The sequence below is a fragment of the Chryseobacterium indologenes genome (genome assembly GCF_002025665.1).
Classification (GTDB): Bacteria; Bacteroidota; Bacteroidia; order Flavobacteriales; family Weeksellaceae; genus Chryseobacterium; species Chryseobacterium metallicongregator.
On the sequence record NZ_CP018786.1, the window covers coordinates 1123215 to 1136936 of the forward strand.

The following is a 13722-nucleotide window of genomic DNA, read 5'->3' on the forward strand; positions in this document are numbered from 1 at the left end:
AATGGCTGCCTATCAGGCAGCCATTTTTATAATTGAGCAAAATTACTTCACTTTAGTCCATTCCTGGTTCTTTCTTAAATTCTCAAAAAACTGATACACTTCCGAAAGTTTTTCACTACCACGTTTTCCGTAATCTTCCACATTTTTTGAAGTTCCATTAGCGAATTTTATTCTTAAATATGACGTTGGAAGATCGGTAATATTGTGTTCACCGTATTTATCATTCAAACCTTTTACATTTAAGCCATCAAGTAAACTGATTAATTTATTGTAATCTTCTTCTTTAATGGTTCCTTTAAAAGTTCCTTCACGGGGTTTGGAAAATTCATCTTTTGAAGGTTTATCGTTAAAATTAAAATGTTCTGCTTCAAAAACTGCAGTTCTGTCCGGATTGATTGTCATTTTAAAAACTGGACAGAATCCAAAGCAGGGAGTTGCTTCATATTCAATTGTAGTATATTTTGAATTGACTTTTTGAGAAGTTGTACAGGATGTCAAAAACACAAATGCACAAATGGCTAGCAAATATTTCATAGTTTTTTCAATTTAAGAAGGTCTCCCAATAATTGTTCCAAAAGTATTCATCTTACTATGTTTTTATGTTAAATATAAAAAAGGAAACTTGTTTAATCCCTTGCTTTTTTAACCATTAAGATTGTATTAAGATGTTAGAATATAAAGGTAAGCTTCGCCTTATGCTTAAGAAATCAGAATGATTCATCTTAACTATACTTTATTTCTTACATCTTTCTTAATGGTTTAAAATATTGAGTGGAAGAAATTGTATAAATAAAAACAGTCTCAGAGTAAATCTGAGACTGTTTCTTTATGATGCAGTTCTATTTTCAAAATAAAACTGATAAATCAATGTATTTCTATCCGTGCAATTGTTTCCAGATGGCATCTTTCAGCTCCATAAGACCTTCTCCTGTAACACCTGAGAAGAACAGAGGCTGTTTGTTTTCCGGGAACTCTGCTGCAATTTCTTTTTTCAGTTCATCATCCAAAAGGTCAGATTTTGAAACAGAAACAATGAAATCTTTATCCAGTAATTCTGGGTTATATTCTTTCAATTCATTTTCAAGAATTTTAAACTCCTGGAAATGATTTTCAGAATCAGCCGGTATTAAGAATAAAAGGATAGAGTTTCTTTCAATATGTCTCAGGAATCTGTGTCCTAAGCCTTTTCCTTCTGCAGCTCCTTCAATAATCCCGGGAATATCAGCCATTACAAATGATTTGTAATTTCTGTAATCTACAATCCCAAGGTTAGGAGTTAAAGTGGTAAAAGCGTAGTTGGCAATTTTTGGTTTTGCCGCAGAAACAGATGCTAAAAGTGTAGATTTTCCTGCATTTGGAAATCCAACAAGTCCTACATCGGCCAAAATTTTAAGTTCGAAGACCACAAAGCCTTCTTCACCATCCATTCCGGGTTGAGCATATCTTGGAGTCTGGTTGGTAGAGGATTTGAAATGTTCGTTTCCTTTTCCACCTTTTCCTCCCTGCATCAAAATGATTTCCTGCTTGTCATCAAGAATTTCCCCGATAATTTCACCTTCTTCATTTTTAGCGATAGTCCCAATTGGAACATCAATATAAATATCAGAACCGTCAGCTCCTGTCAGCTGGTTTTTCGCTCCGTTTTCACCTCGTTCTGCTTTTATGTGACGGGTGTATCGGAGTGGAAGCAAAGTCCATTCATTAGCATTTCCTCTCATGATGACGTGTCCGCCACGACCTCCGTCGCCACCGTCAGGACCACCTTTAGGAATATACTTTTCACGGCGAAGGTGGGCAGAACCAGCACCTCCGTGTCCGCTTTTACAATGGATCTTTACGTAATCTACAAAGTTAGACATATAGTTTGTGTTGCGGGTTGCAGGGATGAAACTTCTTATCCCTTGCCATATCCCGATTATTTAATTTTCTCTACCTCAGCGAAAAGTTTTTGGGAAATCTCATCAATTTCTCCAACACCGTTTACCTCTACATATTTACCCTGCTGCTTATAAAGCTCGGCAACTTCTGCTGTTTTGGTATAATATTCTTTAATTCTGTTTTCGATGATCTCTACATTGCTGTCGTCTGATCTTCCGCTGGTTTCACCTCTTTTCAGAAGTCTTTCAACCAAAATATTGTCCTCTACTACCAATGAAAGACAGATGTCAATCTCATCATTCAGTACTTCTTTAACGATTGTTTCCAAAGCTTCTGTCTGAGCAGTTGTTCTTGGATATCCGTCAAAAATAAAACCGTTGGTATCAGTAGGTTTTTTGATCTCGTCGATCAGCATATCTGTTGTTACCTGATCCGGAACCAATTCTCCCTTATCGATGTATGACTTAGCCAATTTACCAAGTTCAGTGTCATTTTTCATATTGTATCTGAAAAGATCACCTGTTGAAACCTGTTTTAAATTGAATTTCTCGATTAGATTCTGAGCTTGTGTTCCTTTTCCACTTCCTGGAGGGCCGAACAGAACAATGTTTATCATAATGTTGATACGCTTCCAGCAATGGGCATTTTGCTTCTGGCTTGTGGCTTTTGGCGGCTTGCTTTTTTGCTTTCAGCTTTTTTAAGTTATTATTAAATTTATTTCTTTATATAATTTTAAGCTAAAAGCTATCAGCTAATAGCCAACAGCATTTAATGGTTGATTTGTCCGTCTTCCAACTGATATAAATTCGGTAGGTTTCTTCCTAACTCATCATAATCCAGTCCGTATCCAAGTACAAACTTATTAGGAATTTCTTTTCCGATATAATCCAGTTTGAAATCTTTCTTATAAATCTCAGGTTTCAATAAGAAACTAGCCAGCTTTATAGATTTAGGACGTTGTGTTTCCTTGAAATATTTGAAAAGACTTTCAACCGTATTTCCTGTATCTACAATGTCTTCTACAAGAATGATGTGACGGTCTTTTACTTCTTTAGTAAGCTCCATTTTCTGATAAACGATCCCTGTAGATTCAGTTCCTACATAAGAACTCATTTGAATGAAGGCAATTTCGCATTCTCCCGGGTAATATTTTAAAAGATCAGAGAAGAACATCACCACTCCATTTAAAACCCCAATGAAAACAGGAACTTCATCCTTGTAATCTTCATAAATTCTTAGCGCTGTCTCTTTTACAATTTCCTGAATTTCGGCATCCTTTAAATAAGGAACGAAAGTTTTGTCGTGAACTTTAATGCTTTCCATAAAATTTTTAGTAGTTGGCAAAGTTACGGATTTTTGATTAAAATACTTTCCTGTTTTTATCAGTTTGAAAGTTTAAGGGGTTCGGGATCGCAAAATTGAATCTCCTGATGAAGTCTGTTTAAATAATAATAACAATAAGCTTTTTAGCGGGATAGAATGGTATAGCCTTAAAAAAAGGATTCAGGAAAGTATTTTAAAAAGCAGGTGTTTGAAATGATGAATAAGGTAAGGATGATAAATGTCCTGATTATCGATGAAAAAGCAGATATTCAGAAAAATGACTATCTTTGTTCTTTCAAAACCCAAAAATACAGACATGTAGGATATCATTTCTTTCAGACTCAATAAAACGGTAACGAAGATGTTGCCGGTGTTCAACCTTTATTAAGAAAGAAATCATGATTTTACTGCAAAATATATCCTTTGGGTTTCCGGGAGGAAATCTTCTATTTAATCATATCAATTTAACAATACAATCTCACACCAGATCAGCTTTGGTGGGAAGCAACGGCATGGGGAAATCAACCCTGTTGAAAATGATTGCTGGCGAAATACAGCCTTTAAACGGCAATATCAATATCCATGGTGATATTTTTTATGTTCCTCAGATGTTCGGGAATTGTAATCATCTTAGCATTGCTGAATGTCTGAAAATAGATCAGAAACTTCACGCTCTCCAAAAAATCATCGAAGGAGAGGTGGACGAAATGTATTTTGAAATGCTCAATGACGACTGGGATATTGAAGAACGATGTCAGCATGCTTTGGAACATTGGGGACTCGATAATTTTGAATTAACTCAAAAACTGGAAGGCCTGAGTGGAGGGCAGAAGACCAAAGTTTTTCTTGCCGGAATTCAGATCAGCCAACCTGATATTATCATATTGGATGAACCAACTAATCACCTGGATAGAGAAGGAAGAAAACTCTTGTATGATCTTATTGGCAAAACAGATGCAACAGTGGTTATCGTAAGTCACGACCGTACATTGCTCAATCTCGTTGATGTCATATTTGAGTTAAGTAACCAGGGAATTGCATCTTATGGAGGGAACTACGATTTCTATGCTGAGCAAAAAGAAGTAGAGGAGGAAGCTTTGCATAATGATATTCACTCGAAAGAAAGAGCTTTGAAAAAGGCAAAAGAAAAGGAAAGGGAAACCTTGGAACGAAAGCAAAAGCTGGATGCAAGAGGTAAAGGAAAGCAGGAAAAATCAGGAGTAGCGAGAATTATGATGAATACGCTTCGGAATAATGCTGAAAAAAACAGTTCAAAACTTAAAGGTGTACATGCTGAGAAGATCAGTGGGATTTCCGATGATTTGAGAGACCTGCGTTACTCTTTAAAAAATTCGGATCAGATGAAAGTGAATTTTAATGATTCCAATCTGCATTCAGGAAAAATTCTTGTGGCTGCTGAAGATATTAACTTCAATTATGGAAAGGAAAAACTCTGGAAAGAAAATATCAGCCTTGAGTTGCGAAGCGGCGATAGAATCTCAATTAAAGGTTCCAATGGCTCCGGAAAAACTACTCTGATAAAGCTTTTGTTGGGAAGTATTCAACCTTCGGAGGGGAAAATAACAAGGGCAGAATTCAACAGTATCTATATCGATCAGGAGTATTCTCTGATTGATAATGATTCAACTCTCTATGATTTTGTTCAGACTTTCAATGACAGTGCATTACAGGAATCTGAAGTGAAAACATTATTGTCAAGATTCTTGTTTTGGAAAGATACCTGGGACAAAAAATGTGGAATGCTGAGTGGAGGTGAACGTTTGCGGTTGCTTCTTTGCGGACTTTCAATCAGCAATAAGACACCTGATATGATTATTCTTGATGAACCAACCAATAACTTAGATCTGCAAAATGTAGAAATTCTCACCAGTTCTATCAAAAATTATCACGGAACTCTGCTGGTGATTTCGCATGATGAAGTTTTCCTGAAAGAGATTGGTGTGAATAGTGAGGTTTTGTTGGATTAAGAACTATATTCATACTTTGTCATTCCGTAGGAATCTAAATATTATGAGGTTTCTGCGAAATGCTAATTATTTATTTTCTGCGAATGAATAATGTAGTTGGTATTCAATAGGGATAGGCTTTAGCCCGTCTTTAAATACAGAATAAGAATCCATTGACATTAGCCAAAACCTATCATAAAAAAACCTGGAAATTGATTTCCGGGTTTTTTATTTTATATGAAAAAAGATTATTTCTTCGTTTTCTTAATCGCATCCAGATAAATCTTTTTAATACTGTTTTTCTCTTCTTTTTCACTGATGTTTTCAAGAGCTGGAAGTAGAGTCGTATTATGCTTAGTCTTCAGTTTCAAAATTTCTCCCAAGGCAAATGCTGCACTCCAGCGTACCACAGTTCCTTCATGTTCTGTGTTGCCCAAAAGGTTGCTGATAGCTTGATCCAGATTTTCAGGGAATAAATGAGCGGTATTTCCTATTACTTTAGCACTTTCCCATTTTATTCTGGCTGCTTTTTCAGTAAGCGTTTGGGTAACAAATAAAAATAAGGTTTCATCTGCAAGGTTGGGATTTTGTTTTGTAGCATATTCCATGGCTTCTATGCAGGTGGCTTTTGCTGGATCTTTTGATTTCTCTGCGAAAGCAATCAGTTCATCGGCAGGCAAAGAAGAATCAATAATCCACTGGCTGATGATTTCTACTTTTTCCTTTGATTTTATAGTTTTGTCTTTTATAAGTTCTTCTATAGTCACAGGTATTGATTTTTTTTCAGTGTCCTAAATTAACAATTCCTTTTTAAGTACCAGTCATTGCGAGCAAAGCGAAGCAATCTCTATATAGTCTGTTTTATTGTATTCAGAATAATATCCATCTTCTGGTGCAGTTCATAATCACCTGAAAGCTCAATCAAAGGAGTATTCATCCCGGAAAGCCATTCCAAATGGGCTTTTAAAGTTCTGCTCGCAATACCGGTATTGTGATCGTAATCTTTAGCCCAATCCATAAACTCCTGGAACTTTTGGGCTCTTTCCGGGCTGGTAATGATGTCATCGCCATATCTTTCGTATTCCCTTTTTCTCAGTCTTTCCATTCTGAGTTCAGATGGCAGATAGAGAAATATAATCAGATCGAATGCCGGAAACACATTTTCACCCCAATGAATAATTGAACCTCCAAAAATCCAGCTGTCTGTGGAGTGAAGTTTATCTGAAACAGCTGCGTTTCTTATTTCAGGATCTTGTCTTTCCGTAAAAGGATTTGATGTGGTAAGCCAGAAAAAATCATCACTGTCGAAGTATTCAATATGGAGTTCCTCAGACAATGCCTTCCCTAATGTTGTAACTCCGGAACCGGAAGCTCCGAAAATATGTATTCTCATGGTTTTAATTTTATAAAATCTGCGGGAATTTTTAATGTTTTGAAATCCAATGATCAATTTCATCCAAGACCTGCTCCCGTATTTCCTCATTCAAAATCTCATGACGCATTTCCGGATAGATCTTCACGTCCACATGCTGAAAACCGTCAGCCTTTAAGTTGTTGACTGTATGCATTACCCCTTTTCCAAAATCTCCAATCGGATCATTCTCACCACTTACAAATAAAAAAGGAAATGACTTTGAAATAGAAGAAGCCCAGTTTCTTGCTGTAGCCTTTTTATAAATGGTAAATAAAGTATAAAAAGCATTATGAGTAAACGGAATACCACAAAGTTCATCCTGTTCAAAAGCTTTTCTGTTGTTAGGATTTACACTGAGCCAGCTGGTATCACTGAAATCTTTATCTTTTTTAAAATGCTTGTTGTTGACACTCGTAAAAACAGAATTCAAAAAAGTACGATGACGTGGGGCGATGGCATTGGTTAATGATAAATAAGCTCTCAATAGATCTATTCCTGGTAAAGGCCCGCCGGTTCCCGTAATGACAGCTCCTGCAAACTTATTGCTAGCCTTTTGAAGGAGACAACGGGTGATAAAAGATCCCATCGAATGTCCCATAATAAAATGAGGAACCTCCGGGAACTGCTCTGCAAGATGATCTGCCATCATTTCTGCATCGGCTACAAGCCTTTCATCCGGTTTTTCAAGCTGAAAGAAACCAATGTCTTTTTTCTCTTTTACAGATTTTCCATGTCCCAGATGATCATAGGTCAATACAGCAATTCCATGAGCTGCAAAATATTCTGCAATCTCAGTATATCTTCCGCTGTGCTCCTGCATGCCGTGAACGATGAGAAGGGTAGATTTTGCTGTTTCCGGAGAAAACAAGGTGTAGAAAAGCTGGGACTTGTTGTTTATTTTTGATGAGAGGTATGATGATGTTTGGGATACTGGCATAATAAATAGGGTTTTACGTTATTTTATCTCAATGTCCGGAAGTTTATAGTTTCCTACAATTTCAATTAATTGAGAAGAGTTTGCTTTTAAATTACCAAAGAAAGCATCCATATTTTTCTCATATCCTCTTTCACTTACGGCAAAAAGAAGAACTCCTTTATTTTTGTTTTTATTAATAAGTTTATAACGGTAAATATTTCTTTCTGCAATCAGTATTTCCTTGCCATTTTTTGAGTTTTCACTAATAAGAAAGTCTAAAATATATTCTCCATTATTTTCAAGAACCTGATAATTAACAACAGGATTAGTTTTTTTCATCTCCTGAAGTTCACCTACTTTTTGATCAATAATATCTTTAAGAGTGAAATCTCCTTTTACAAACTCAATTAAAACCATGTTGTTGTATTGATTGATATTTTCTTTTGGGTTTAAATATTCCTGTTTGTAATAATTTTCATTGGGATGTGAGCTCCATACTAAATTATATTCTTTTTGATTCAAATTGATAGGTCCAGGTACACTTAAATAATCATTTACCTTATTTTGAGCTTTTATATAAAACAGAGGAACTATTAAAAATAGAATCAGAATTTTAAATTTCATGAAGTATAATTTATCGAGTAAATATAATCCATTTTATATAGGTGTGAAAGTAAAAAGGTAGAAATGAAGTGATCTTCAACCTCATGATTTTCACCCCAACCCAAAATAAATATCCTCTAGAATTTGGTCGTCATTTTTTTTAAAAGTAATTTTGCACGAATCTAAAAACAAAAGTAAAATATGTCAACTTATGTAGTTGTAGGTCTTCAGTACGGAGATGAAGGCAAAGGAAAAATCACGGATGTTTTATCAGCAAAATCGGACTATGTAGTACGTTTCCAGGGTGGAGACAACGCTGGTCACACGGTTTATGTGGGTGAAGAAAAATTCGTTTTGCACCTTCTTCCTTCAGGAGTTCTTCAATGCAAAGGGAAATGTATCATTGCGAACGGAGTAGTGGTAAACCCTAAGTCTTTCATTAAAGAGGTTGGTCAGATCGAGAGCAAAGGCTTGAGAACAGATCATATCTTTATCAGCAGAAGAGCGCATGTAATCATGCCTTACCACATCCTTTTGGATACTTACCGTGAAGAGGAACACGGAGGAACACAAATCGGAACTACCAAAAAAGGAATCGGACCTTGTTATGAAGATAAAATTGCAAGAGTCGGGATCAGAATGGTAGACCTTTTAAATCCTGAAATTTTAAGAGATAAAATCGAGAAAAACTTAAAAGTTAAAAATTCTCTTTTTGAAAAATATTACGGAAAACCAGCTTTAGACGTTGAAGAAATCTACAATGAATATTTAGAAATCGGAAAACAACTTCAGGATAGAATCGTTGATACTGAATTAGAGCTGAACGAAGCAATCAGAGACGGTAAAAACGTTTTATTCGAAGGAGCACAGGCATTAATGCTTGATATCGACTTCGGAACGTATCCATACGTAACTTCATCTTCTCCATCTACAGGAGGTGTTTGTTCAGGAGCTGGTGTTCCGCCAACTGCACTTCAGAACTTAATTGGTGTGGCAAAAGCATACTGTACAAGAGTAGGAAACGGACCTTTCCCTTCTGAATTGGATAACGAACTGGGTGAAAAAATCAGACAGATCGGTGGTGAATTCGGAGCGACTACAGGTAGACCAAGAAGAACAGGTTGGTTAGACCTTGTTTCTTTAAAGCATGCTTGTATGATCAATGGTATCAACAACCTTGTAATCACTAAGCTTGACGTTCTTACAGGAATTGAAAACCTGAAAGTGGTAACACACTACAAAACTGAAGACGGAAAAATCATCGATTATTTCACTTCTTCAACAGAAAAGCTATACAATTACGAGCCAATCTATCAGGATTTACCAGGTTGGAGCGAAGATATTACTAAAGCAAGAAGCTATGATGAACTTCCTGACACTGCTCAGAAATACATCGAGTTTATTGAGAAATATTTAGGAATCAATGTATACTTAGTTTCTGTAGGTCCTGAAAGAAGTCAGAACATCATCAGAAAAGAATTATTCTAATATTTTTAGACTTAAAATAACAAAGAGATCATCATAGGATGGTCTCTTTTTTTGTTTAAAGTTTACTTTACCGGTTTGTTAATCAATCCTTGTCAAGGTTTTAAACCTTGACAAGGATGTTAGACTTCCTGTTATTTAATAGACAATTCCAATCTTAAATTTTTATATACTTTTGTCTTAAAACAAAGTGCAAATAAGAAATTATGGAAGAAAATAAAATACCACAACGCTTTCTGGACAATATTGTGATCAGCTTATATTTTACCATTGCCTATGCTGTTTTAATTATTGTTTATTTAGGCTTGCCGCTAAATGTAAGTGCAGACTTTTTACTGATTCTGTTTATTGCCTGCAGTTTGATTTTTAGCATAGGCGCTATCTATTTTGCTGCTAAAAGTTATTCGAAAACTAAGATCAGTTCTGTTATTCTCATTATTATTAATGGTTTGGGGTTATTAATACCGCTTACGCTTCTTCTGTTGCTTATTTAGTCTTCTGTACTAGTTTAATAATCTGTTACTTGTGTTATTTTTCTCTTATTTGTTTTTATGAAAAAATAAGAGTGTTTTTCTGGAGAAATTTTCTAATTACAAATGTTAAAATTTAAACATTGTCATAAAATTTTCTAATATTATGTTGTTTTGGTAAAATTTTGGCAAATGTTTTGATATTACAACAGTGCTTATCGATAAGAACTAACAAAACTAATAATCACAATTTTTAACAGTTTAAATAGTAGTAGTGATGAAACAACATAATCAAAACCAGGAATTTCGTTTTAACGAAGTTCTGTTCGAGCACCGCAATAAAGACTATGGTGCCTATGCATTAAGAAACGAATCAGATAGAATATTAACCAAAGCACTTTTTATAGGAGCAAGTTTAATGGCTGCAGTATCAATTACACCATTTGTAATTTCTGCATTTAAAACTCCGGAAGTGATTACTGATGGTGGATTTGTACTTCCTCCTCCGATGATTATTCCAGAGGATGATAAACCCAAAGATCCTCCTGCGCAGATTGTAAAACCCACTCCGCCAGCTCCTGCTGTAAAGACATATGATAACACATTGCCGGAACCTAAAGCAATAGTTACCAATGAAAAACAAGTAGAGGATAAAATAAACGCGGTAGCAAGCACGCAAACATCAGAAGGTAAGGAAACTCCAAATACCACCTATATTCCGATTGTTCCAAGAGTTATCGGAGGTGATGGGCCGCCTGCAGTAAAGGCTGATCCTGTAGTTGAAAAAACTGACCCTTCAGTAATTGATAGAGATCCTAGCGTAGAAGCCAGCTTTGCAGGAGGAATAGACTCCTTCAGAAATAAAGTAATGAACAGCTTTGACGGTTCAGGATTTGAATCAGAAGATGTTGTAAAGACGACAGTTACCTTTATTGTAGAAATGGACGGAACCATCTCAGGGGTAAAAGCTAACGGAACCAACGCCGATTTTAATAATGAGGCAATGAGAACAATTAAAATGATTTCCAATAAAGGAAAATGGGTTCCCGCCAAAAACAAAAAAGGAGAATACGTAAGAAGTTATTTCAAATTTCCTATCTCCATGAAATTTGAGAATTAATACGAAAAAGTAAATTTCAAATAGTTATCCACAAAGAATTTTTTTTGTGGATAATTTTTTTTATCGTTAAATTGCTTATTAACAATATTTTAACTCAATTTTGATTTTCCCCACTCACCGAGAGCAAAGAAAAAAGTGTATTTTTGAAACTTAAAGTTCTAATAATGGCAAAAATCATAGGTATTGCTAATCAAAAAGGAGGTGTTGGTAAAACTACCACCGCTGTAAATTTGGCAGCAGCATTAGGAGTATTGGAAAAAAGAATATTAATCATTGATGCTGACCCTCAGGCGAATGCAACATCCGGTCTGGGTGTTGAGGATGTTCAGTATTCTACCTATAATCTACTGGAGCACAGTGCGGATACAAGAGTTTGTATCAAAAGAACGGCAACTCCAAACCTTGATATTATTCCGTCACATATCGATTTGGTAGCTGCGGAAATCGAATTGGTAGACAAGGAAGACCGTGAGTATATGCTGAAAAAAGCATTGGCAAGTGTGAGAGATGATTATGATTATATTATCATCGACTGTGCACCGAGTTTAGGTCTTATTACCGTCAATGCGCTTACAGCAGCAGACTCTGTCATCATTCCTATCCAGTGTGAGTACTTTGCATTAGAAGGGCTTGGGAAACTTTTGAATACCGTTAAAAATGTTCAGAAGATCCACAATAAAGATCTTGGAATTGAAGGTCTTCTTTTAACCATGTATGACAGCCGATTGAGATTATCCAATCAGGTTGTTGAAGAAGTAAATCTTCATTTCCCTGAAATGGTTTTTGAAACTATTATCAGCAGAAACGTAAGATTGAGTGAAGCACCAAGTTTTGGAGAAAGTATCCTGAACTATGATGCAGAAAGTAAAGGAGCGGTTCAGTATATTCAGTTAGCTGAAGAAGTTCTTTTGAAGAATGAAAACTTAATAAAGAATTAAATTAATAATAAATGGCCAACAAGTGAATGCCCGGCATCACTTTTCAAACATCATTTATCAATTATATCTATGAAGGACAAAAAAAGAGCTATGGGACGCGGCTTGGGCGCTATTTTAAGTGCAGAATCCAAAGCAACTATCAATTCCGCTACTGATGAAGGAGCAGATAAGTTTGTGGGAAATATTGTGGAAGTTGCGCTTGAAGATATCTATCCGAACCCAACGCAGCCAAGAACTTATTTTGATGAAAAAGCATTAAACGAACTTGCACAGTCCATTAAAAACTTAGGCGTAATCCAGCCGATTACCCTAAGAAAAGACGGTGAAAAGTTTGAAATCATTTCCGGGGAAAGACGTTACAGGGCAACTAAAATTGCAGGGTTAACGACTATTCCTGCCTATATCCGTTTAGTAAATGACCAGGAGCTTCTTGAGATGGCTCTTGTTGAAAATATCCAGAGAGAAGATCTTGATGCTATCGAAATAGCATTAACCTATCACAGGCTTTTAGAGGAAATCGGTCTTACTCAGGAAAACCTGAGCCAGAGAATAGGAAAGGACAGAAGTACCATTACCAATTCTATCAGGCTGCTAAGATTAAACCCGGATATTCAGAATGCCATCAGAAGCGGGGAAATTTCTGCAGGACACGGAAGAGCGATTATCAGTCTTGAAAGTGAAGAAGATCAGCAGGTTTTATTTGATCTTATTATCAAAGAAAAATTAAATGTTCGTCAGGCTGAACAGGCTGCTGCTGCATTGAAGAACCCGAAGTCTCCTGCTGCCAAAAAGGCAAAAGTGGAGCTTTCCAATAACTATAAAAAAGCCCAGAAGACCATTGCAGATATCTTAGATGTAAAAGTGGAGATCAAATCTTCTGGAAATGGTAAAAAAGGTAAGATTGTTCTGGACTTCAAAAATGAAGAAGAGCTGGAATATATTTTATCCCATATTAAATAAATGAAGAAAATATTTTTCACATTTTTCTTGTGTATTGCTGCACTGGCTTACTCACAAGTAAAACCTATCGATACCGTTCGGATGCAGACTCTTCCGAAAGAAGAATCTCGTGTGGTAAAACCAAGCAAAACAGAAGCAAAGATTATTGAAGACCTTGAAAAAGCCAATGGTCCCACAGCAAAAACCATAAAGCTAAACCCTACCAGAGCCGGATTATACTCTGCAGTTTTACCTGGATTAGGACAGTTTTATAACAAAAAATACTGGAAGATTCCCATTGTTTGGGGAGCGGTAGGTGCAGGAGTTGGTATTGCCGTATGGAATGATAACCAATACAAAAAATACCGTGAGTATTACGTGGCAAAACTGAATGGTACTCCTAATGAATTTGTAGACAGTCACCCGTGGCTGGACAAAAAAGCTTTGGGTAATGCACAGGACAGAGCCAAAAGGCAAAGGGATTATGCCATTGCCATTACAGGTTTGATCTATATTCTGAATATTGTAGATGCTGTAGTAGATGCCCATCTTTATGAAAGCCGTCATGATCCGGATTTGGTTTTTAAACCATCGGTTATTCAGGATCAGTATGGGTACAGCGCACCAAAAACAGGATTCAGTTTAAGTTACAGATTTTAAAAGACAATA

General features: G+C 36.0%; 16 protein-coding genes. 8 read left to right on the plus strand and 8 right to left on the minus strand.

The annotated features are described in order from the left end of the window. Positions 1 to 42: 42 nt before the first annotated feature. From BUE84_RS05130 to BUE84_RS05145, 4 genes are all read right to left on the minus strand, one after another. Entirely contained in the window at positions 43 to 534 is a 492-nt protein-coding gene (locus tag BUE84_RS05130; protein WP_079240759.1) for a DUF6438 domain-containing protein, read from the minus strand. Between the two features lie 341 nt (positions 535 to 875). Next, entirely contained in the window at positions 876 to 1859 is a 984-nt protein-coding gene (gene obgE, locus BUE84_RS05135) for a GTPase ObgE (RefSeq protein WP_079240760.1), read from the minus strand. Between the two features lie 56 nt (positions 1860 to 1915). Next, complete coding sequence (locus BUE84_RS05140) at positions 1916 to 2494, minus strand: adenylate kinase (protein WP_079240761.1); 579 nt, start codon at positions 2492 to 2494, stop codon at positions 1916 to 1918. Between the two features lie 152 nt (positions 2495 to 2646). Then, a complete protein-coding gene (locus BUE84_RS05145) occupies positions 2647 to 3201 on the minus strand; it encodes a phosphoribosyltransferase (protein WP_034697447.1) in 555 nt (184 codons plus the stop codon). 213 nt (positions 3202 to 3414) lie between these two features. On the opposite strand from BUE84_RS05145, the gene BUE84_RS24905 reads away from it, so the two are divergent. Further along, on the plus strand, positions 3415 to 3549 hold the full coding sequence (locus tag BUE84_RS24905; RefSeq protein WP_262487978.1) for a hypothetical protein: 135 nt from the start codon (positions 3415 to 3417) through the stop codon (positions 3547 to 3549). Between the two features lie 50 nt (positions 3550 to 3599). Beyond that, entirely contained in the window at positions 3600 to 5189 is a 1590-nt protein-coding gene (locus tag BUE84_RS05150) for an ABC-F family ATP-binding cassette domain-containing protein (RefSeq protein WP_079240762.1), read from the plus strand. A gap of 227 nt (positions 5190 to 5416) precedes the next feature. On the opposite strand, the gene BUE84_RS05155 is transcribed toward BUE84_RS05150, so the two are convergent. The 4 genes from BUE84_RS05155 to BUE84_RS05170 all read right to left on the minus strand — a co-directional run bounded on the left by BUE84_RS05155 (position 5417) and on the right by BUE84_RS05170 (position 8122). Then, entirely contained in the window at positions 5417 to 5935 is a 519-nt protein-coding gene (locus BUE84_RS05155) for a hypothetical protein (RefSeq protein WP_079240763.1), read from the minus strand. Positions 5936 to 6015: 80 nt separating this feature from the next. After that, positions 6016 to 6561 (minus strand): AAA family ATPase, encoded by a 546-nt coding sequence (locus BUE84_RS05160; RefSeq protein ID WP_079243858.1) that lies wholly within the window; start codon positions 6559 to 6561, stop codon positions 6016 to 6018. Positions 6562 to 6592: 31 nt separating this feature from the next. Continuing rightward, the gene (locus BUE84_RS05165; RefSeq protein WP_079240764.1) at positions 6593 to 7519 is read right to left on the minus strand and encodes an alpha/beta fold hydrolase; all 927 of its coding nucleotides are present in this window, start codon (positions 7517 to 7519) and stop codon (positions 6593 to 6595) included. A gap of 18 nt (positions 7520 to 7537) precedes the next feature. Continuing rightward, positions 7538 to 8122: a hypothetical protein gene (locus BUE84_RS05170; protein WP_079240765.1), complete on the minus strand. Its 585-nt coding sequence runs from the start codon at positions 8120 to 8122 to the stop codon at positions 7538 to 7540. 180 nt (positions 8123 to 8302) lie between these two features. Here BUE84_RS05170 and BUE84_RS05175 point away from each other — a divergent pair, with 180 nt between their 5' ends. The 6 genes from BUE84_RS05175 to BUE84_RS05200 all read left to right on the plus strand — a co-directional run bounded on the left by BUE84_RS05175 (position 8303) and on the right by BUE84_RS05200 (position 13713). Next, positions 8303 to 9589, plus strand: coding sequence for an adenylosuccinate synthase (locus BUE84_RS05175; RefSeq protein ID WP_079240766.1), 1287 nt, complete (start codon positions 8303 to 8305; stop codon positions 9587 to 9589). Positions 9590 to 9792: 203 nt separating this feature from the next. Then, positions 9793 to 10080 carry a hypothetical protein gene (locus BUE84_RS05180; protein WP_079240767.1) on the plus strand — a complete coding sequence of 96 codons (288 nt, stop codon included), beginning with the start codon at positions 9793 to 9795 and terminating at the stop codon, positions 10078 to 10080. Between the two features lie 253 nt (positions 10081 to 10333). Further along, positions 10334 to 11176, plus strand: a complete 843-nt coding sequence (locus BUE84_RS05185; RefSeq protein WP_079240768.1) for a hypothetical protein — start codon at positions 10334 to 10336, stop codon at positions 11174 to 11176. Between the two features lie 164 nt (positions 11177 to 11340). Then, the gene (locus BUE84_RS05190) at positions 11341 to 12114 is read left to right on the plus strand and encodes a ParA family protein (protein ID WP_002981269.1); all 774 of its coding nucleotides are present in this window, start codon (positions 11341 to 11343) and stop codon (positions 12112 to 12114) included. 69 nt (positions 12115 to 12183) lie between these two features. Then, positions 12184 to 13074, plus strand: coding sequence for a ParB/RepB/Spo0J family partition protein (locus tag BUE84_RS05195; RefSeq protein ID WP_034697457.1), 891 nt, complete (start codon positions 12184 to 12186; stop codon positions 13072 to 13074). Beyond that, positions 13075 to 13713: a DUF5683 domain-containing protein gene (locus tag BUE84_RS05200; protein ID WP_079240769.1), complete on the plus strand. Its 639-nt coding sequence runs from the start codon at positions 13075 to 13077 to the stop codon at positions 13711 to 13713. Positions 13714 to 13722: the final 9 nt, after the last annotated feature.